Raw genomic sequence first — 19,358 nt, forward strand, 5'->3', positions numbered from 1 at the left:
AGTTCATCCGTGGTAAGATGGGTGTAGGTCATTTGTGGTCACTCCTTTGTATTCTTTGGTCGGAATTACAAGTTGAGTGTACCACAAATGGCTGTTTTAGTTGTCTAGCTTAATTTTACAATCGGCGGGTAATAAAAAAGCTAAATCATAATTAAATGACTTAGCCTTACCACCTCTACCCCATCACCCTCACAATATTCTCCACCGTCCGGCTGACATTCTCCGAAGCCTTATCAATCAGCTCTTCCAAAGTATTCGCCCCAGGCGCCGTTGGAAACACAGCATCAATCCCTTCAGGGTAAAGCTCCTCAATATCTTCACCAACTTTACCAACGACAGCAATCACTTTTGCATCTGGATTAATTTCTTTCATCGCTTTCGCAACGCCGTGAGGTGTCTTACCAAATTTCGTTTGAAAGTCCATCGCACCTTCGCCTGTAAAGCACACATCTACTCCCTTGGCCTTCTCTTTAAAGCCTGAATATTCGAGTACAATGTCAATGCCACGTTTCATCTCTGCTTGGGTAAAAGCCAAGAGCCCTGCTCCCAAGCCACCCGCTGCACCGGATCCAGGTATATCCATCACTTCATGTCCGAGACTTCGCTCGATGACTCGTGAATAATGTTTCAAATTCGCCTCTAAAATATCCACTTCTTCCAAAGATGCCCCTTTTTGTGGACCGAATACGCTGGTAGCCCCATTGGGTCCACATAATGGATTCGTCACATCAGAAGCAACGATAAAGGAAACGTCCTTTAATTTAGGATGAACCTTTTCAGTCGAAATATTATCAAGTTTGTCCAAGGCGCCTCCACCAAAGCCAATGTCCGATCCGTTGAAGTCAATCAGTTCGTACCCTAACGCTTGTGCCATCCCAGCACCACCATCATTTGTAGCTGATCCACCTAATCCTAAGATGATCTTAGTAATTCCCGCTTCAATTAATAATTTTATCAATTCGCCCGTTCCGTAAGTCGTTGTCACAAGGGGGTTTTGAGTTACTGAATTTACATGGTTCAAACCGCTCGCTTCCGCCATCTCTATGACGCCGGTTACACCATCACCCAGTATGCCGTAGTGAGCCTCAACCGCTTTACCTAAAGGTCCTGTCACTTCTGCCTTTAATAGTTTGCCCTTGGTCGCATCAACTAAAGATTGTACAGTCCCTTCACCACCATCTGCCATAGGTAATTGAACCAACTCAATTTCCGGCAAGACCCGCCGAATCCCAGCTTCCATCGCTTGGCACACTTCTAACGCTGTCAAACTTCCCTTATAGGAATCTGGTGCAAGTAATATTTTTTTCATCACAAATCCCCCTTTTTTAAATGTGTCTCACTCTATATAATTTTATCTTAAAGGGTCTGGGATCATTTCACAACAGATTTACTTTTCAAAATGCTCCTCGCTAAATTTGAGGAAGCAAACACAAGATAATAAATTTGTATTCTCTCCATATTATTTCTGAAATAGAGTTAGAGTGAGCGCTCTAAATTAGATGAGGAATAGTATGATTGGCCTATGTTCAGTTACATTTCTCGATAGAAAAGTTGAAGAAGCATTCGCCTTAGCAAAAGAAGCGCAATTAGACGCTATTGAATGGGAAGAGATACTCATGAGCCCGAAACCAATATAAAATACGCGCAAGAAGTCGCCCAGATGATGAATGCCGCTGGTTTAAAAACGATATCCTAAGGAAGTTATTACACATTTAGCTATTTCCAGGAAATTGAATCCTTTCTAGGCACAACCAAAGCCTTATATGCACCGCTCTTTCGTATCTGGGGAAGAGATAGAGGATCAAATGATGCCGATGAAAAATACCGTCAACAAGTCATCGAGGATGTTTCGATTTACGAGAGTTTGTGCAATTACTATTTTATGATATTGAAGATGGTCCTCGTATCGGAGTTACAACCGTTGGAGTTCTAGAATCTTCTGATGGTCTATTCTTTAAAGATAGAATAACAATCAAGTATTAGACTCTTATGAAGACTGGCGATTGAATACAGCTGAACGTATTAAAGATATCTTATCAAAACTAACGATGGATCAAGATGAAGACTTTCTATCTGAAGTCTCAGGAGAAAGTTACGCTTACCAAAATGGTGATGGTAATTACTACGAAGCAGGATTTAGATTAACTTACGAATAGTATGAAATAGATCATTGAATAGAAAAACAGCCCTGGCTTCGACTGAAGACAGGACTATTTTTTAGGTATTTATAACTTACTCTTTCATCAATGCATCGTCATGCCACCAGTCACATTAATCGCTTGCCCAGTCATATAAGACGCTTCATCTGACGCCAGAAACGCAACGACTCCCGCTACCTCTTCTGGTTGCGCTGTACGACCCAATGGCACTTGCGAACAATCTTCTTTGTAGATTTCTTCTGCGGTCATACCTCGAATCTTCCCGCCATCCACGCGCTCACGGTGTTTCATGCTTGTCTCTACAATCCCCGGGCAGACTGCATTCACCAAGATATTTTTCGGAGCAAATTCAATAGCAGCAGATTTTGTTAAACCGATTACCGCATGTTTAGAAGCAACATAACCACTTAAACCACGGTACCCGTTCTTTCCAGCTTGTGACGAAATATTAATAATCCGCCCGCTTTGATTACCCGCAACTAAATGATTCGCAAAGACTTTTGAAACTTCGTATATGGCAAACACATTTAACTCAAACATATCGCGCCAATCTTGTAATTGACTGTCGATTAAGTAATCCATTCTGGAGATTCCTGCACTATTGACGATAATTTTTGGGACACCGTATTTCTCAACCAGTTCATCGCTCCAAGTTTTTAGCTGATCTAGATCAGTTAAATCAAAGACTTCTTTAATCTCATTCGCATTGTCTGCTTCCCCGGTATGAACTCGGTCCACATTAATTACTTTGTGTCCTTTTTCTAAGAAGCGCTTCACACACGCCTGCCCTATCCCAGAATTCCCACCTGTAACTAGCACTAATCCTTTCGCCATGAATCACCTATCCTTTCCTACATTCAACACGGCTTAACCTTCTGCAGATGCTCCCTCAAACACCGGGATAATTGAATTTCCAAAGTGCTCTGAGATATAGTCCGCCACATTGGGTTGTTGGTATGCTTCGACAATTTGTTGATAAACTTCATTATCTTTATCCTCAGCTCTTGCCACAATAATGTTAATATACGGTTGCAGTGCTTCCTCTTCTGGATCAATTTCTATAGCGAAGATCGCATCTTGAACAGGATCAATCCCGAAATCAATGGCTAAATCACTGTTAGTAATCCCAGCAGCAGCATCAGGTAAAGCTTGTGGAATGATGGCTGGATCCGTTTCAACAATATCTAAATTTAATGGGTTTTCAATAATATCAATGACTTCGGGTAAGTGCCCTTTGTCTGGATCCAATTTAATCACACCCGCACTCTCAAGCACTTTTAAAGCTCGTCCGCGGTTGGTTACGTTGTTCGGAATTAAAATTGTATCCCCATCTTGTAATTCTGACAAATCAGAAATATTTTCTGAAAAAACGTTCATCGGACTTAAATAAGTATCCGCGATTACTTCAAACTCATACCCTTTATCAGCAGTTTCTTGTTCTAAGAATGCATTATGTTGAAAAGCTGTTAAGTCTAAATCCCCATCTGATAAAGCTCTATTAGCATAAACTCCATCCGAAAAGCTAACTAATTCAATTTGGATTTCATCACCTAGATTTTCTTGAACAATTTCCCAAATTGGGTCATTCGAATCTCCAACAACGGCTACTTTCACAATTGTCTGTGCTTGTGTTAAAGACGGTAATAAGGCAGCGAATACGACAAGTAAGAACAATACTTTTTTTATTATTTTCTTCATAATTTTTCCCTCTTTCCGATTAATAAGCGAATGATAAGTCAGTAATTTCAGTTAATACTTGATAATATTTTTGACTATAATAACGAGCCATCGGTAAGTTTTGGTCTAAGAAATTACCGCAATCGCGTGCTGTGGCTCCAGGAATCTCATCCTCAAATTCCGAGATAAATTTAAAGGTCTCTTGTAGTAAAGAAAGAACCTCTTGTGGTCCAACGGCATCCGTTAAGATTAAGTAAAAGCCCGTCCGGCATCCCATCGGTCCGAAATAAATGACTTCATCTTTAAACGTTGGGTCATTACGTAAATAAGTCGCTCCCAAGTGCTCAATCGTATGAATTTCTGCCGTATTCATCACCGGTTCAAAGTTAGGTGCCGTAAAGCGTAAGTCATAGGACTTTAACCCTCGGTCCCCCACCTGATCTTCTCTTGATAAATATAATCCAGGTTTCAAATTTAAGTGATCCACTGTAAAACTTGCGATTTTTTCCATTTGTACATTCTCCTATCCTTTTCGTCAAAATATTCCACTCTGATGGTACTCAAGTAAAATTCTGGCCAAAACATTTTATTAAGTAATTTTTTAAGAATTTCTAAAAAAAAATACCCATCCCTTTATCTATCAATACTTTGATAAATAAAGGGACGGATACTTCCGTGTTACCACCCTTGTTTATGCCTGTCTCACAACAAACACCTCAACAATTCCGCTTTTCTGCTGAAATCTGGCAAGATATCGGTTGCTTCCCGTTCGAATAGCGTGAACCATTCAAAAACTCAGAGCTCATCTTCACTGCCTCTATCATGGACCCTTTCTCACCAGCCGGGCTCTCTTGACCTGATTTCATCAGCTACTCTTCTCTTCAATGTAAAATATATATTAAAAATATGATAATCACATGAGTGATTGATTAGATCTTATCACCCATTCCAACATAAGTCAAGCGGCGATCTATACAACATATATAAAAACACTCTCCACAAAAATTGGGAAGTGCTCTATCATAATATTCAAGCAAGTAAATCAACCTCACTACATTAAAGTCTTGATAGATCTTTCTTACTTTTGAATCCGCTAAGAGCGCGTGATGAACTTGGTGAAGGCTAACGCCAAGCCACCTGCTCCCTTCCAAAAGACTCATGCCTTGATCTGTTAGAAAAACATCCCAGCCTACATAACTTATTCCCTTTTTTTGAACCCCGTTATCAGGATGGGCCCCCATGCCAAGTCACTGTACCATCGGTTGGAGTCATAGCACCCCCACCTAGCAGACCCGTTATCGGGTCAACGGCTACACTTAAGCCATGACGACGGAAATTATCTGCGGGTGCAGATATATTTGTCCCCACCCTAAAGACAGAGGCTACTATGAATACTTTCTGGCTTGTCTGATCCATCATTACTAAATCCATCGGCATCAATGCTTTTCTTAGTAGCTTATGTGATATACCCATCTACTCCGCCCCCTCTTTAATCGTCAAATTCCTTAAAACTTGTGACTGCTTGAAATCATTGAAATGATTCTCTAAACTCATTATATGCTTTATCAAACCGCTTACAATTTTATTGTCCCAATATTCTCATGATTCATAGAAATAAGACACTCACAGGTAAAAAACGATCCTTGTCCCATCAATTGAATTTCATTTAAATGCGAAATTATCTTAAATAAAAAAACTTCCCGCAATCGCGAGAAGTTCTTCCTATTTCAATTAAGCACTCAACACATCTGACTCTAATAGCCAACCTAACACGGTCCCATTATCCGCTAATAGAAAAGCTTTTTGCATTACTTCTTTCGTTTCGAATACATCAAAAGCCTTGCCTTTGACCCAAGTCGCTATCCGCTCACCGGTCTGCCAAGTGGTCGCATCGGTCGATACAATCACTTTCTCATTTCCTTCACTTCCAGCAAACCAGTTTGCATCTAACTTCTTCAAGCCGCCCGGATTGGCTTTATCTATCCCAACTCTTCTTGCTTTCATGCGTTCTAAGTACTTCGTGTAGCCTAAAGCAGCATAGTCGTACTTAGATCCACCAACCTGAAATAAGCCTTTGACTGCCTCCTTGAAGTTCCTTTGGCCACTCACTTTATATATCCCACCGGGTCGCAGTAAATATACCCAGTCTTCAAAGAAATCCTCCTCCGATGCATAGCGAAGATAGTAACCACCTTCGCTCTTAGGACGTGGACTGCCTTTTGCTTTCTTAATATCAGGATTGCCAATATAGTTGACTGACCAGGTCATCCCGCCCCAATTATGATCTAATTTTGCGACATTGGACTGACCCCAAACCCCTTCAAAATGCAACATAACAATAAGCAAACTTGGTAAAATTTGATACTGCTTTGATAAGGCGAGTAACTTATCTAGATGTGCCTTCGATAACTGAGCACCTTGATATATTAGAGCAGATTCTGACACAACTACAGTCGGCGTCTGACTTTTATTAACTAAGACTTGATTGACCTTACTTTGCACAAGGTTATAGTCATAACCAGTAGCAGCAAGTTGAGCCATTCTTGCTTGGCCAACACCCCATTTTCCTGCGATAACTTCTTGAACCAACTCATCAATGGTCTTCTTCACTTCACCGACCACTTGATACTTCGGTCTAGCGTAGCCCATAATGCGCTTATCATTCCATTGAAAAGTATTCCGCTTCACTTTGGCTTGGCTATTACCCTCGATAGTCGTGACCTGGTTGTTCTCAACCGACTCCACAAACCCAATGTGATCAGCCCAACCATTCCCATCCCAATCAAAAGTAATAATGTCACCCGCTTTAGGAAACTGTCTTCCTAACCAAATCCCTTTCGCTTTGAAGATGTTGATATGACGTTGGACACCACACTCTCGCCCAATCAAATCACTCATCCCAGCCTGATCGGAAACAACCGTTACAAACACGTCACACCAATCATCAGTCAACTTGACCTGATACCCCATCGGGATGGGGCGTATTGAATTATAGGCTGCAATTAAATTATTGAAGGTGTTCGTCCCCTCACTCACACCAATATAACTTTGTGCGACTTTAAGCAACGACTGCACTGTGGCCATTCCCGTCACCTCCATTGTAATATTTACTTGAAATTTGTAAGATCGTCCCGAGAAAAACGGCGAATAAGTTAATGGTCGAAACGAGTATTTCCACATCCGCATAGCTATACAACTCTCCCAAACCTTGGAAAAGTACCGCCACAGCTGGTAAAACCACTAAGACAAACCACTTCAGTAAATCATACGTTCGATTAGTTAAACGCATAAGAGGTCAGCTCCTTTACTTGATTCGACAACGATATCTGTTCCATCTCTAAGGTATGAAGCTTCATATCATGGTTATTGACCCGTTGGGTTAAATCACTTAAACCATGTTTATTCGCTTCCAGCTCTGTTTGCATCGTATCTAGGCGGTTAATTAGATTTTGAATCGAAGTAATTAAACGAATCATCTTGGAGATGAGCGTTATTACCGTAATCATTGCCCCAGCCAAACTACCTAATTCAATCACAGACATGCCTTTTCCTCCTTTTTCGCAAAAAAATAAGCCCCGCTAATAACTATAGCGAGGCGTTAGGGGTGCGCTGCGATTAAGCAGCGTAAATGTCTTCAACCGTACGACGAACGTAGCGAGCTCCTACTGCTTGCGCGTAAGCATCACCATTCTCATTAACAAAGATTTCAGCGCCAGCAATTGCGTCCAATGCTGCTTGAGCCTCTTGTGCTGTTAGGCCCAACTTAGGGTTACGAAGTGTGACCTTTTTGTTTGATCCTGCTTCGTCTTTGAATAACAATTCTAAATTATTTGTTTCTTCCATTGTGTATACCACCCTTCTTTTCACTTAAGCATCTTTATCTGACACTATTTACGCAAACGCGAATGTGTGAACCGCTTCTACCGTTGCGATTGGCTCTTCAATCACACTTTGCAGTGCATTGCGAACAGCCTCAACATCCTCTACTGGCGCATCCTGAGTTAAATCATTCAACGTCACCGTTGTCTTCTTCTCCGTCACCGGATTAATCGCAGTAAGTTTTAAGCTTGCTGATAGGAATTCTTTGTTCATCGTACCCCTCCTCGTTTTTGTTTGTAAGTAAAACTACTTACACCCCTATAAACGTATTTTTTAGAAAAAGTGTCACCCCTATTTTAGGAAAATGTTAAAAATCCCTCAAACTTATTTATTTATCATTCTTCTAATTATTTATTAATTGTAATCTTTATCATTGACTTATTATTAGAAAGTGCTAAATTGAAAGAAATATTATTTAGAAAAGGATGAGTGTTGAGAATGAAATTAAAAAGGAAAGTTGTATCTCTTTTTGTTAGTGCTTTGGCCTTAGGTAGCGTGTTTTCGAGTGTTCCTGTTTCTGCTCAAGATGCACCAGAGGTGGATCCTTCTGTTGAACAAACATTAAGTATCGCAACTAATGGAGAATTATCGACTTTAGATAGTGCATTATACAATGATGTCCCTACATCAGATATGATCGGTCAAATCAATGAAGGGCTGTACCGCGTAACAACGGGGAGTGAAGTTGAATTAGGTCAAGCTGAGGATGTTGATGTTAGTGATGATGGTCTCATTTATACATTCACACTAAGAGATGGATTAACCTGGAGTAATGGAGATCCTGTCACAGCGCATGACTTTGTGTATAGTTACCAACGTTTGGTTGATCCTAATTCAGGTTCAGTTGCTTCAACGACGGTTGAAATCTTTAAAAATGCTGCAAGTATCCGAAACGGTGACATGGAACTGGATGAATTGGGCGTCGTAGCCTTAGATGATTTAACACTAGAAATTACACTTGAATATCCAGCGCCTTACTTACCAAAGCTGCTAACAGGAAGTCGATTCTTACCAGTTAGCAAAGCTTTCGTAGAAGAAGTGGGTAGTAGCTATGCTACTTCGTCAGAAAACCTTGTAAGTAATGGACCCTTCACATTAGAAAACTGGAACGGTTCAAACCTCGAATGGAATCTAGTGAAAAATCCTAACTACTGGGATGCTGATAATGTTTACTTAGAAGATGTTCTTGTTCAAGTAGTGAAAGAAACAGGTACGGGAGCTGATTTATTCGATGCGCAACAACTCGACTATGCTGTCTTAACAGATGACTTTGTACAACAATATGCTGGAAGTGACTTTTTCTACTCCGTACCTAAATCTACTGTTGGATATCTAAGTTATAATACAACTAGAGAAGCTACTGGTAACGCGAATATCCGTCGTGCTTTGTCACAAGCATTCGATAAAGAATTATATGCAGAATCGGTTATTCAAGATGGTTCAACACCATTAAATGGTTTAGTACCTGTCGGATTTGATGTGAGTGAAGACGGGGTTGATTTCCGTGATGAGCAAGGAGATATCTTAGTTTATGATGTCGAACAAGCTCAAGCAGATTGGCAAGCGGGACTTGATGAGTTAGGTGTGGATTCATTAGAACTTGAATTATTAACATCAGATGTTGACCTATCAGGTCGTACGGCTGAATATTTACAAGCTCAATTACAAGAAAACTTACCTGGTTTAACATTAACAATTCGTAGTCTCCCATTACAAAACCGTATTGAATTCCAAAGAAATCTAGAATTTGATATCTTCTATGGAACGTGGGCACCTGATTACCAAGATGCAATTAACTTTATTGAACAATATCGCACGGATGGCGGAATCAACTTTGCTGAATATTCAAATGAAGAGTACGATGCTCTCGTAGAAGCAGCACAGGTTGAATACGCAACTGATCCTCAACAACGTCGTGAAGCATTGCTAGAAGCTGAACGCATTGGTATTGCAGAAGATGCAGTTACTGCACCAATTTACCAAGCTTCATCGTCTTACTTACTAGATCCACGTGTTCAAAACTTTGAAGTCTATCCATTTGGTCGTACAATTAACTTACGTACAACTTATGTCACTGAATAACATGCCACAATAAAAGGTCGAACAAGGAGCTTAGCGCTCTTTGTTCGACCTTTTTTCTTGTTTAGATGTGATAAACCACTGGTTGATCTTGGACGAGTTCAATTATAGATAGTATGACATCACTCGCTAATTTCATTCTTTCCACGGTAACAAATTCGTATTGCCCATGAGAATTCTCAGACCCTTTAAATAAATTAGGTGTCGCAGTGCCTTTAAAAGCGAGATGACTCCCGTCTGTTCCACCACGCATAGGGTTAATTCTCGGTGTCACACCAACTGCTGAGTAAGCTTGCTTCGCTAAATCAAATGATCTTGAATCATTTTTTATTATATTTCCCATATTTGCATATTGATTTGTAATCACACATGAAATTCTTGGATAAGCATAAGTAGCGTTTTGTTCATCGACCCATTTCTTGATTTGTGCTTTTCGCTCTTCGAACTTATCAAAGTCATGATCGCGAATATTATAAATCGCAGTCACTGAGTTTAAGTCCCCAGTTTGGCCTCCTAACATATAGTATCCTTCATAACCACTAGTAGTTTCAGGAGTTTCATTCGCTGGGATTTTTTGGTAAAACTTCGCTGCTTCCGCTAATGGATTTACCATGACATCTTTAGCTGCTCCTGGGTGAACACTCGTACCAGTAAAAGTTAAAACCGCTTGCGCCGCATTAAATGTTTCATAATCGAGTTGTCCAGTTCGTCCTCCATCAATGGTATAAGCAAATTCAACGGGCCATTTTTCTGCAATGAAGCGACTTGCACCAATCCCAATCTCCTCATCCGGTCCAAATGCTACCCAAATATCTCCATGAGGAATCTCAGGATTCTCGATAAGATGTTTCATCACCTCAACAATTGATGCCATCCCTGCTTTACAATCAGCTCCTAATAAAGTTGTCCCATCCGTTGTCACTAATGTTTCGCCAACATAATCTTTTAAATTAGGAAATTCTTTGACGGTCATCACAATATCTAACTCTTTGTTTAAGACAACATCTTTCCCATCATAATTGTAATGAACTTGTGGGTTTACATTCTCAGATGGGAAGTCAGCTGTATCTATGTGAGCCATAAAACCAATTGCTGGAATATCTTCGTCTGGTTGGTTGCTAGATACTTTAGCTGTGACGAAACCATCACGTTCATCATAGAATACCTCCTCTAGCCCTAATAAATTCAATTCGTTCTCAAGCTTCAAAGCAAATTCGACTTGTTCTGGTGATGAAGGGATCATATGTTTATTGGCTGGGTTACTTCGTGTATTAAACCGAGCGTATCGGATAAATCGTTCAAGTATTGTTGAGTACATCATAGTCCTTCTTTCTTTTCGTAATATAATTAAGATGTATTATAAAAGAACAAATATATATTGCAACTTTTATTAAAAATAACTGAATAAAATTAAAAACAAAAGCAGAACTATTGACTAACGCTTTTATAATTAGTACTATATCATTAATATTCCATGAGGAAATGCGACGAAGAGAAGAGTAATTTACTTAATTAACTTTATTAGAGAGTCTGGCTGGTGAAAACAGATAGTTAAAAGTGAATGAAGATGAACTTGGAGCATTCGAATGATTCAAATTAAATCGACGGCTGCGCCCGATAACGCGCAAAGTATTCATTGATACTTATTGAGCGATTACTTGTGAAAGTAATTCGGAACCTGGGTGGTAACACGATAAATTCGTCCCTTCTGTTAGATCATTTCTGACAGAAGGGACTTTTTTCATCGAAAGAGGTGATGGCTTTGGATGAAAAGACACTTGAAATTATTCTTGAGTACCAGGCTGATTACTTTCTAAAGTTACTTTTAGCGACTCGCTTCTTGCCTGTGAAGAGGTTGGATCGGTGTAAACTTGGAATGGGCTTTTGTCAAAAATGATAATTATTGGGACGCTGAAAATGTATACCTTGATGTAGCTCACATATCTGTGATAAAAGAAATCGGAACTGGGATTGATTGATTCGAAGCTAGTGAACAGGAATTGATATTCTTCATACCCTTCCAAAAGCAAAGATTGGTTACTTAGGTTTCAATACAACTCGTGAAAACACGGGCAACATTGCTTTAAGACGTGCGATTTCTCAAGTCTTCGATAAAGAACTTTATAATTAATCGGATTGGAATACTGCCAAAGAAGAACTAGAATTTGATACAATAGACTTAGAACTACTTGTCTCTGATGATGACCTGTCGAGAAGAACTTATTCGTTCAGCTAAATATGACATCGTAAATGACTTAGATGGCCGTTGGGAAACTTTAATTGAAGCTGAAACACTAAGTATTAAAGAAGAAGCAGCTGTAGCTCCGATTTACCAAAGAGCCAATCCTTTCTGGCTTACTCCAGAAGTAAAAGGCTTGAGAGTGTTACCTTTGGGTCGAAGTTATGATTTACGTCAAGTATATATATTTCTGCTCAGTAGTTCAACGGAATTACGTCGCTAGTTCTTAAGATGTTGCTAGTGTAGTCAATTGTCAAATTGTATCATGATCGTATACCGATTCATGACACAGTTATATAATAGAAAGAGGTTTAGAATGACACAATATTTTCGTTATATTTTACGAAGAGTTGCATTAATGGCAGTTACATTATTTATTATTATTTCTGTAACTTTTTTATTGGTGCAATTTTTACCAGGTTCACCTTTTGCCAACGAAGAATTATTAACTGAGACTCAACTTGCCTTATTATATGAAAAGTATGGATTAAACGAACCCATTCATATTCAATACTTTAATTATATAAGGAATGTACTCAAAGGAGACTTCGGTGTTTCCTTCCAGTTCAATAATATCCCTGTGACACAAATTCTTGCAGATAGAGCCGGACCTTCGATTCAGTTAGGACTCCAAGCGATGGTGCTTGGAACAACTGTGGGAACCATTCTGGGTATTATCGCGGCAGTTAAACAAAACACTTGGATTGATACATTAACTTCAACGGTTGCTATTGGTGGACGATCTGTGCCAAACTTTGTCTTTGCTGTATTACTTCAATTCATCTTTGCTGTTGTCTTAGAATGGCTACCGATTGCTTTTTGGCGAGATGGCTTCTTATCGAGCATCCTGCCGACGATTGCTTTAGCAATCTCACCGACGGCTGAAGCTGCCCGGTTCATTCGTACGGAGATGATTGAAGTGCTTAATAGTGATTATATTGAACTCGCCAAAGCCAAAGGTTTTTCAAGAATATATATTATCAGTAAACACGCGTTAAGAAATGCAATTATTCCTTTATTAACTATCTTAGGACCGGTAACTGCTAGTTTAATGACTGGATCACTCGTTATTGAGAATATCTTCTCCATTCCTGGAATTGGAGAACAGTTCACAAAATCGATTCTAGTGAACGATTATCCAACTATTATGGGTGTGACAATCATGTATTCAGTTATTCTTGTTGTCATTATCCTCATTGTAGATATTCTTTACGGATTGATCGATCCTAAGATGCGTGTTACACAAGGAGGTAAGTAAATGTCACATTCAGAGATTCCTAATACAAACTATAATCAAAAAATTGTAGAACACACAAAAGATATAGACGACTCACTATTTACAACAAAAGTTCAATTAGAATCTGATCGAAATGAGGAAATTGTCGCTCCTACACTAAACTTCCTCCAAGATTCTTGGCGTCGTCTCAAAAAGAATAAAGGCGCGATGATATCATTCTTTGTTATTTCTTTGATTATCATTATCGCTGTGTTTGCACCCTTCTTTGCGCCACATGATCCAAATGCGCAAAACCCTGCATGGTCAAATCTACCACCAAAAATTCCTGGTTTAGAAGGGTTTAGTTGGTTCAATGGAACGTCTGTAAACCGTGGGGGTGCATTAATTGATAGTTATGACCAATCTGGTGTACCTGAAGGAGTTTATTATTATCTTGGAACTGACAGTTTAGGTCGAGACCTATTGTCTCGCATCATCTTTGGGACGCGGATTTCCTTAATCGTTGCCTTCGCAGCAGCGCTAATAAACTTAATATTCGGAATTGCATACGGTATGATTTCTGGATGGATGGGCGGACGCGTGGATAACCTCATGCAACGAGTGCTTGAAATTCTATCAGGTGTTCCTAACTTAGTTATTGTCGTACTCATGCTTTTAGTTATGAATCCCGGTTTGGTTTCGATTATTATTACCATTGCTTTAACCAGTTGGATTACGATGTCTCGGGTTGTGCGAGCTCAAACAATTCGACTCAAGCAACAGGAATATGTCTTAGCTGCACAAGTGTTAGGTCAACCCACTATTAAGATTATGTTCAAACATATCTTACCAAATATGATGGGCTTGATTATCGTACAAGTCATGTTTGCCTTACCGTCAGCAATATTCTTTGAAGCCTTTTTAAGCTTCATTGGTATCGGAATTCCAGCGCCTAACGCATCCCTTGGAACTCTTATTAATGACGGTTACAAGACATTCCGATTCTTACCTCATCTCATGTGGTATCCAGCAGCAGTGATTTCGATTATTATGCTTTCATTTAACCTTTTAGCTGATGGTTTAAGAGATGCATTCGATCCGAAAATGAAAGAATAGGTGATATTTTGAAGGAAGAAGTATTAACAGTAAAAGACTTAGCCATTAGTTTCCAAACTTTTTCTGGGAAATTACAAGCAATCAGAGGCTTGTCTTTTAATCTTTATCAAGGAGAAACCTTAGCCATTGTTGGTGAATCGGGATCAGGTAAGACTGTAACGGCTCGCTCAATTATAGGACTATTAAGCAAAAATTCGATGATTGAAAGTGGCCAGGTTATCTTCAAAAATAATGACTTATTAAAGTATACAAACAAGCAAATGGAAGCGATTCGTGGAAATCAAATTGCGATGATTTTCCAAGATCCTATGACCGCTTTGAATCCAACACTTTCAATCGGAAGACAAATTACAGAAGTGCTTGAGAAGAAAAGAAAGATGAGCCGTAAAGATGCGGTGGATGAAGCAATCAATCTCTTAGATTTATGTGGTTTAGTCAATCCTAAAGAACGAATGAAGCAATATCCACATGAGTTTTCTGGAGGACAAAGACAAAGAATCGTTATTGCGATTGCCCTTGCGGGAGACCCTGAGATATTAATCGCAGATGAACCCACCACAGCACTCGATGTAACCATTCAAGCTCAAATTATTGAACTACTTAAAAAGATTCAAAAAGAGAAACAAATGACTATTATCTTTATTACACATGACTTAGGTGTCGTCGCCAATGTGGCTGACCGAGTTGCCGTAATGTATGCAGGTAAGATTGTTGAAATTGGATCGGTCGATGATATTTACTATCATCCGCAGCACCCTTATACTTGGGGCTTATTAAGCTCAATGCCAACCCCGGATTCGAAGGGAAGCTTGTATGCAATACCTGGAACACCTCCGGACTTATTAAATCCACCTGAAGGAGATGCTTTTGCCTTTCGGAATGAATACTCATTGGCCATTGATTTTGTTAAACAACCACCCTTATTCGAAGTAAGACAGGGACATTACGCTGCAACTTGGCTCTTACATCCAAAGGCGCCAGCAATTACAGTGCCAGAGCCCATTCAAAAACGCCATGAACACTTTGAATTGAAACTAAAGAGAGGGGAGATTCAATGACAGACAAGCCAATAAAGAAACAACCTCTTGTTCAGATTAAACAGTTAAAACAATACTATAATGAAGGTACTCGTAATGAAGTCAAAGCGGTCGACGGTGTCAGCTTTGATATCTACCGCGGTGAAACATTTGGTTTAGTTGGTGAATCAGGCAGTGGTAAATCAACAATTGGGCGTGCCATCGTTAATTTATATCAACCAACTGATGGGGATATTATCTTTGACGGTAAGTCATGGACCGAAAGACAATCCACTCAAAGTAAATTAGCCTTCAATAAAGAAGTTCAGATGATCTTCCAAGACCCTTACGCATCACTTAACCCGCGTATGAAGGTTAACGATATTATTGCGGAAGGCTTGGATGTACACAATCTAGTAGGAAACAAGAAGGAACGGGCTGAACGTGTCTATGAATTACTTGAGGCCGTAGGTTTAAACAAAGACCATGCTACGCGATATCCTTATGAGTTCTCTGGCGGACAGCGTCAAAGAATTGGTATTGCTCGGGCCTTAGCCGTTGAACCAACCTTCATCGTCTGTGATGAACCGATTTCTGCTTTAGACGTTTCAATCCAAGCACAAATTATTAACTTGCTAGAGGAGTTACAAGTCAAACATAACTTAACTTACTTATTCATTGCCCATGATTTATCAATGGTAAAGTACTTTAGTGACCGAATCGGTATGATGTACCAAGGAAAAATTGTTGAAGTCGCGGACGCTGATACTTTGTATGATCATCCGAAGCATCCTTATACACAAAGTTTGCTATCAGCCATCCCATTACCAGATCCAGATTATGAAAAAGAACGTCATCGAATTATTTATAAACCAGATGAAGCGTTCTATAATCCTGAGAATCAATTAATTGAGACAGAGCCTAATCATTGGGTGTATCAGTGATTTGAAGGTTTAATATCGTATAAAATTAAAACCATCCCGCTAAATTCACGTAACATGAATTTAGCGGGATAGTTTTATATATCATAATTAAAGTTAGATGCTCTAATTGCTTTATTCCACTACCTCATCAATCACTGCAGTATATAAAGCGAAGTCTTCATCTGAAACATCGCCACCCATTTGAAGTAATATATCTCCTTTTGAATAAGTATGAGAATATAGCATAGCTGCTTCCTTCCCTAGATCATCATACACAGCCTTTATAGTTTGAAGATCATTTTCATCTCTCACTAAAAATAATCTTCCGTAATTGAATTGTTCAATGCTTCCATCTTCGTTCTCAAAAACAAACTCAGCAAATTGTGCTCCAAAACTAACAGCTTCTTCAGCTAGTAATGGCGCAATTCCATAATCATTACGCGTCATAATCTTAGGTTCCATAACATTAAGACCCGCATCATAAAATGCTTGAAGAATTTCTACAAGTTCTTCATTCTCCACGCTTTCTGCAAATTCACTCGATACACCGTTTTTAACATCAGCAGTTTGATTTTCTGGGGTTGAAGGCTCACTTCCATCTAGCGGTATCACGACTGGTGGTTTCCCATAGGATCTCATGTCCATTAGTTCTAGCTCCATATCCTCTAAATTTGCTGTCCCATTAAATCCAAAGCTCTGTTTAACATCAGCTTGGCGATTGGATGAAACCATCGTCTGAAAATCATCGTTTAAAAAGTAATCATCTGCTTTTTGACCGTTAACATATAACGCAAAATCATATCCCGCGGAAGTTTCAGTCTCTCCAGTATTTGTCACTGAATAATGAACTGTAAATACATTATCATAATTTTCAGTGACATAATCTACTCTTTCGTCCGTTAAATACATATCGGTAATTTCGACTTGAATTTCACCATGATTATAAACTTGGTTAATTGATTCGTATTGTCTCATTGCTTCTTCTAGGGCTGCCCTTGTGTCAGGGTTTTTAGATACTGATGATTTAGAAAAAGCAACACCGTGATCTAGTAGTAAAGATTGTACATTTTCGCTATATTGATAATTGTAATCAGCTAGAATTTCGCTAAGTATTTCATTAACTTCTTGTAAAGTTAATGCTTCCTTACCTTCTACTGCATGAACAATAGCCAAATTGTAGCGAGTAACTAACTGGGACACTTCTCTTTCCGACATATTTGTTTCACTTAATAATACTTCTTCTATTTGGATAAGGTTCTCAGCGGTTTGAATATCTTCTGCATCTAAACTATAACCAGCTTGATCAAATATTTCATATACACCACCTAAAGCACCTTCACCTGTTACTGCGATAACAGATGCAATTTTTATATCTGCATTCGTTGCTCCTGCCGTAATTGCAGCATTTTGATAAGCTGATTCAGACACCACGGTGATATTTTCTGGAGTTAGTATTTCAACATTAACTCCCGAACCACTTTCTGGCATATCGACCATTACACTTGAGTAAACATCTGTTGATTCATTTGAACCGTCACTGATAAGTTCATTTAAAGTAACACCATCAATTTTTATTAAGTTAGATTGATCATTGCTCTCCATTCCAAAGAGTGCTAATAGCTGACTAATCTGCTCATCTGAATTTGAATTACCTACAGCAACTCTTTTCTCCAGTTGCGCTACATTTGTTCCTTCTACCGGATCACCTTCGCCATCATTCTGTGTTTCTTCAAGTTGATTACGTAATTCTTCTAACTCTGCTTCTTTCTGAGCAATTTCACTTTCAATATCCTCTTGTGCATATACACCAACAACATTTGATAACACCAACATGCTACTTAAGACGAGAAACATTTTTTTCATCCGTGCACCTCTTTTCAAATTATAAAACAAGTATGTTTATAAATTAATTTTATCACATATTCATATTTAGTACATATGGATATTCAAAATATAATTAGAGTGTTATTAATCATATATTTTAAATTCCAAATAAAAAAGGATTGATAACAATATAGCTTTGTTATCAATCCTTTTCTTAAACCGGCACACAATATGATTCTATCTCAATCAATTGATGCTCTTCATTAAATGTGTAAATATCACATGCATCAATTCGCGACACAACACCATTATTATCAAAGATACCTGATCCTGTTATAATCACTTGATTCCCACTCTCAATGAGCTTAAACACGGTAAAATCTGTCTCAATTGAATCGAAATAATCCCGACTCTGCTGACAACGTTCCATGACATCTTCTCTACCTTGCGTTGTACTTTCTCCAACGACATGCCACTTTATGTCTTCAGAAAGAAAGGTATAAGCTGACTCAAATTCACCTACTGAAAAGTCACGTGCAATTTTTTCTAGCATTGTTATTCATCCTTCCCAAATTGTGCTTCAAGAATTCCAATAGCATCTTCAATCTCTTTGTAATAACAAACATTATCAAAATAATCTGTCCCAGCAATCATGGCAGATAATTGACTCTGATTTGTTCGATGTAAAATAATGACTGGTTTGCCAATATGTTCAGCGTAAGCCAACTCATATCCGACTCCTAAACTTGGGTTAGTCGTCTCAGCCACCATAACATCACACTCTTCAATCCACTGAATATCGCGGTCACGAATGGCTTTATCTCTTGTTTCAACTTCTCCAAAAGAAGTTAAACTATCATCACCAATATGTTCAGTTAACACTTCGTGGTTATTAGACAAATAATCAATCAATTGCTTGTAAATAGAAATATCCGCCCTACCTCCACGAATAGATGCTGCAAAATACACTTTCATGACTGTAACCTCCTTAGATTTTTCACCGTCATTGTAGCATTAATAGGTGATGACACAAAAAGAAAACCACTGATAAATACTTTATTTAGGTTCTACAATAAATAGGGTTGATGACAAAAATTAAAATATCATCAACCCTATCTTTGTGTCTTCTAAAAGACGCAGATATTCGTTATATTAAAAGTACCACCAAATAACATAAGGAGAATATCTACGCATGAACCATTTTATCCAAAAAACCTTTCAATTAAAAGA

22 protein-coding genes and 1 other annotated feature are annotated in these 19,358 nt (G+C 38.8%); of the genes, 8 read left to right on the forward strand and 14 right to left on the reverse strand.

What is annotated here, in order from left to right; translation table 11 throughout:
- Positions 1–175 precede the first annotated feature (175 nt).
- Positions 176–1,309, reverse strand: a complete 1,134-nt coding sequence (locus tag FEZ33_RS09810) for a glycerate kinase (protein ID WP_212746689.1) — start codon at positions 1,307–1,309, stop codon at positions 176–178.
- Between the two features lie 202 nt (positions 1,310–1,511).
- Here FEZ33_RS09810 and FEZ33_RS12885 point away from each other — a divergent pair, with 202 nt between their 5' ends.
- Positions 1,512–1,637 carry a hypothetical protein gene (locus FEZ33_RS12885; RefSeq protein ID WP_268951519.1) on the forward strand — a complete coding sequence of 42 codons (126 nt, stop codon included), beginning with the start codon at positions 1,512–1,514 and terminating at the stop codon, positions 1,635–1,637.
- Between the two features lie 366 nt (positions 1,638–2,003).
- On the forward strand, positions 2,004–2,156 hold the full coding sequence (locus FEZ33_RS12495; RefSeq protein WP_171031360.1) for a hypothetical protein: 153 nt from the start codon (positions 2,004–2,006) through the stop codon (positions 2,154–2,156).
- An 87-nt stretch (positions 2,157–2,243) separates the two neighbouring features.
- Here FEZ33_RS12495 and FEZ33_RS09815 read toward each other — a convergent pair whose 3' ends face one another.
- From FEZ33_RS09815 to FEZ33_RS09855, 9 genes are all read right to left on the reverse strand, one after another.
- A complete protein-coding gene (locus tag FEZ33_RS09815) occupies positions 2,244–2,993 on the reverse strand; it encodes an SDR family NAD(P)-dependent oxidoreductase (protein ID WP_138405211.1) in 750 nt (249 codons plus the stop codon).
- Positions 2,994–3,026: 33 nt separating this feature from the next.
- On the reverse strand, positions 3,027–3,857 hold the full coding sequence (locus FEZ33_RS09820; protein ID WP_138405212.1) for a MetQ/NlpA family ABC transporter substrate-binding protein: 831 nt from the start codon (positions 3,855–3,857) through the stop codon (positions 3,027–3,029).
- Positions 3,858–3,876: 19 nt separating this feature from the next.
- A complete protein-coding gene (locus FEZ33_RS09825; RefSeq protein WP_138405213.1) occupies positions 3,877–4,347 on the reverse strand; it encodes an S-ribosylhomocysteine lyase in 471 nt (156 codons plus the stop codon).
- Positions 4,348–5,060: 713 nt separating this feature from the next.
- Positions 5,061–5,309, reverse strand: a complete 249-nt coding sequence (locus FEZ33_RS09830; protein ID WP_138405214.1) for a hypothetical protein — start codon at positions 5,307–5,309, stop codon at positions 5,061–5,063.
- 258 nt (positions 5,310–5,567) lie between these two features.
- The gene (locus FEZ33_RS09835) at positions 5,568–6,920 is read right to left on the reverse strand and encodes a CHAP domain-containing protein (RefSeq protein WP_171031361.1); all 1,353 of its coding nucleotides are present in this window, start codon (positions 6,918–6,920) and stop codon (positions 5,568–5,570) included.
- Positions 6,895–7,125: a phage holin gene (locus tag FEZ33_RS12745; RefSeq protein ID WP_138405216.1), complete on the reverse strand. Its 231-nt coding sequence runs from the start codon at positions 7,123–7,125 to the stop codon at positions 6,895–6,897. The genes FEZ33_RS09835 and FEZ33_RS12745 overlap by 26 nt, the downstream gene beginning before the upstream one ends.
- Entirely contained in the window at positions 7,112–7,378 is a 267-nt protein-coding gene (locus FEZ33_RS09845) for a hypothetical protein (protein ID WP_138405217.1), read from the reverse strand. Before FEZ33_RS09845 ends, FEZ33_RS12745 begins: the two co-directional genes overlap by 14 nt.
- A 73-nt stretch (positions 7,379–7,451) precedes the next feature.
- The gene (locus FEZ33_RS09850) at positions 7,452–7,679 is read right to left on the reverse strand and encodes a DUF2922 domain-containing protein (RefSeq protein WP_138405218.1); all 228 of its coding nucleotides are present in this window, start codon (positions 7,677–7,679) and stop codon (positions 7,452–7,454) included.
- 48 nt (positions 7,680–7,727) lie between these two features.
- Complete coding sequence (locus FEZ33_RS09855; RefSeq protein WP_138405219.1) at positions 7,728–7,928, reverse strand: DUF1659 domain-containing protein; 201 nt, start codon at positions 7,926–7,928, stop codon at positions 7,728–7,730.
- Between the two features lie 225 nt (positions 7,929–8,153).
- Here FEZ33_RS09855 and FEZ33_RS09860 point away from each other — a divergent pair, with 225 nt between their 5' ends.
- Positions 8,154–9,797: a peptide ABC transporter substrate-binding protein gene (locus FEZ33_RS09860; protein WP_138405220.1), complete on the forward strand. Its 1,644-nt coding sequence runs from the start codon at positions 8,154–8,156 to the stop codon at positions 9,795–9,797.
- A gap of 61 nt (positions 9,798–9,858) precedes the next feature.
- Here the strand turns inward: FEZ33_RS09860 and pepT are convergent, their stop codons facing one another.
- The gene (pepT, locus tag FEZ33_RS09865) at positions 9,859–11,112 is read right to left on the reverse strand and encodes a peptidase T (protein ID WP_138405221.1); all 1,254 of its coding nucleotides are present in this window, start codon (positions 11,110–11,112) and stop codon (positions 9,859–9,861) included.
- Between the two features lie 160 nt (positions 11,113–11,272).
- Positions 11,273–11,504: a binding site (T-box leader), on the forward strand.
- A gap of 488 nt (positions 11,505–11,992) precedes the next feature.
- Here pepT and FEZ33_RS09870 point away from each other — a divergent pair.
- The 5 genes from FEZ33_RS09870 (at position 11,993) to FEZ33_RS09890 (ending at position 16,325) form a co-directional block, all read left to right on the forward strand.
- Complete coding sequence (locus FEZ33_RS09870) at positions 11,993–12,256, forward strand: hypothetical protein (protein WP_138405222.1); 264 nt, start codon at positions 11,993–11,995, stop codon at positions 12,254–12,256.
- A 93-nt stretch (positions 12,257–12,349) separates the two neighbouring features.
- On the forward strand, positions 12,350–13,291 hold the full coding sequence (locus tag FEZ33_RS09875) for an ABC transporter permease (protein WP_138405223.1): 942 nt from the start codon (positions 12,350–12,352) through the stop codon (positions 13,289–13,291).
- Positions 13,292–14,365, forward strand: coding sequence for an oligopeptide ABC transporter permease (gene opp3C / locus FEZ33_RS09880; RefSeq protein ID WP_138405224.1), 1,074 nt, complete (start codon positions 13,292–13,294; stop codon positions 14,363–14,365). It begins immediately after the preceding gene.
- 8 nt (positions 14,366–14,373) lie between these two features.
- Positions 14,374–15,423, forward strand: a complete 1,050-nt coding sequence (locus tag FEZ33_RS09885; RefSeq protein WP_138405225.1) for an ABC transporter ATP-binding protein — start codon at positions 14,374–14,376, stop codon at positions 15,421–15,423.
- Complete coding sequence (locus FEZ33_RS09890) at positions 15,420–16,325, forward strand: ABC transporter ATP-binding protein (RefSeq protein WP_138405226.1); 906 nt, start codon at positions 15,420–15,422, stop codon at positions 16,323–16,325. Before FEZ33_RS09885 ends, FEZ33_RS09890 begins: the two co-directional genes overlap by 4 nt.
- Before the next feature lie 111 nt (positions 16,326–16,436).
- Here FEZ33_RS09890 and FEZ33_RS09895 read toward each other — a convergent pair whose 3' ends face one another.
- The 3 genes from FEZ33_RS09895 to FEZ33_RS09905 all read right to left on the reverse strand — a co-directional run bounded on the left by FEZ33_RS09895 (position 16,437) and on the right by FEZ33_RS09905 (position 19,103).
- Positions 16,437–18,167, reverse strand: a complete 1,731-nt coding sequence (locus FEZ33_RS09895; RefSeq protein ID WP_138405227.1) for a DUF1002 domain-containing protein — start codon at positions 18,165–18,167, stop codon at positions 16,437–16,439.
- A 175-nt stretch (positions 18,168–18,342) separates the two neighbouring features.
- Positions 18,343–18,681 carry a nuclear transport factor 2 family protein gene (locus FEZ33_RS09900; RefSeq protein WP_138405228.1) on the reverse strand — a complete coding sequence of 113 codons (339 nt, stop codon included), beginning with the start codon at positions 18,679–18,681 and terminating at the stop codon, positions 18,343–18,345.
- Between the two features lie 2 nt (positions 18,682–18,683).
- Positions 18,684–19,103, reverse strand: coding sequence for a nucleoside 2-deoxyribosyltransferase (locus tag FEZ33_RS09905; RefSeq protein ID WP_138405229.1), 420 nt, complete (start codon positions 19,101–19,103; stop codon positions 18,684–18,686).
- Positions 19,104–19,358: the final 255 nt, after the last annotated feature.

It is taken from the genome of Ruoffia tabacinasalis (assembly GCF_005864045.1).
Taxonomy (GTDB): Bacteria; Bacillota; Bacilli; order Lactobacillales; family Aerococcaceae; genus Ruoffia; species Ruoffia tabacinasalis.

Coding starts and splice junctions, on each gene's coding strand:
- FEZ33_RS09895 (WP_138405227.1), bottom strand. CDS start 18,167: ATGAAAAAAATGTTTCTCGTCTTAAGTAGCATGTTGGTGTTATCAAAT.
- FEZ33_RS09820 (WP_138405212.1), bottom strand. CDS start 3,857: ATGAAGAAAATAATAAAAAAAGTATTGTTCTTACTTGTCGTATTCGCT.
- FEZ33_RS09845 (WP_138405217.1), bottom strand. CDS start 7,378: ATGTCTGTGATTGAATTAGGTAGTTTGGCTGGGGCAATGATTACGGTA.
- FEZ33_RS09810 (WP_212746689.1), bottom strand. CDS start 1,309: ATGAAAAAAATATTACTTGCACCAGATTCCTATAAGGGAAGTTTGACA.
- FEZ33_RS09850 (WP_138405218.1), bottom strand. CDS start 7,679: ATGGAAGAAACAAATAATTTAGAATTGTTATTCAAAGACGAAGCAGGA.
- FEZ33_RS09860 (WP_138405220.1), top strand. CDS start 8,154: ATGAAATTAAAAAGGAAAGTTGTATCTCTTTTTGTTAGTGCTTTGGCC.
- FEZ33_RS09905 (WP_138405229.1), bottom strand. CDS start 19,103: ATGAAAGTGTATTTTGCAGCATCTATTCGTGGAGGTAGGGCGGATATT.
- FEZ33_RS09870 (WP_138405222.1), top strand. CDS start 11,993: ATGATGACCTGTCGAGAAGAACTTATTCGTTCAGCTAAATATGACATC.
- pepT (WP_138405221.1), bottom strand. CDS start 11,112: ATGTACTCAACAATACTTGAACGATTTATCCGATACGCTCGGTTTAAT.
- FEZ33_RS09815 (WP_138405211.1), bottom strand. CDS start 2,993: ATGGCGAAAGGATTAGTGCTAGTTACAGGTGGGAATTCTGGGATAGGG.
- FEZ33_RS09855 (WP_138405219.1), bottom strand. CDS start 7,928: ATGAACAAAGAATTCCTATCAGCAAGCTTAAAACTTACTGCGATTAAT.
- opp3C (WP_138405224.1), top strand. CDS start 13,292: ATGTCACATTCAGAGATTCCTAATACAAACTATAATCAAAAAATTGTA.
- FEZ33_RS12745 (WP_138405216.1), bottom strand. CDS start 7,125: ATGCGTTTAACTAATCGAACGTATGATTTACTGAAGTGGTTTGTCTTA.
- FEZ33_RS09875 (WP_138405223.1), top strand. CDS start 12,350: ATGACACAATATTTTCGTTATATTTTACGAAGAGTTGCATTAATGGCA.
- FEZ33_RS09825 (WP_138405213.1), bottom strand. CDS start 4,347: ATGGAAAAAATCGCAAGTTTTACAGTGGATCACTTAAATTTGAAACCT.
- FEZ33_RS12885 (WP_268951519.1), top strand. CDS start 1,512: ATGATTGGCCTATGTTCAGTTACATTTCTCGATAGAAAAGTTGAAGAA.
- FEZ33_RS09900 (WP_138405228.1), bottom strand. CDS start 18,681: ATGCTAGAAAAAATTGCACGTGACTTTTCAGTAGGTGAATTTGAGTCA.
- FEZ33_RS09835 (WP_171031361.1), bottom strand. CDS start 6,920: ATGGCCACAGTGCAGTCGTTGCTTAAAGTCGCACAAAGTTATATTGGT.
- FEZ33_RS09830 (WP_138405214.1), bottom strand. CDS start 5,309: ATGGGTATATCACATAAGCTACTAAGAAAAGCATTGATGCCGATGGAT.
- FEZ33_RS09890 (WP_138405226.1), top strand. CDS start 15,420: ATGACAGACAAGCCAATAAAGAAACAACCTCTTGTTCAGATTAAACAG.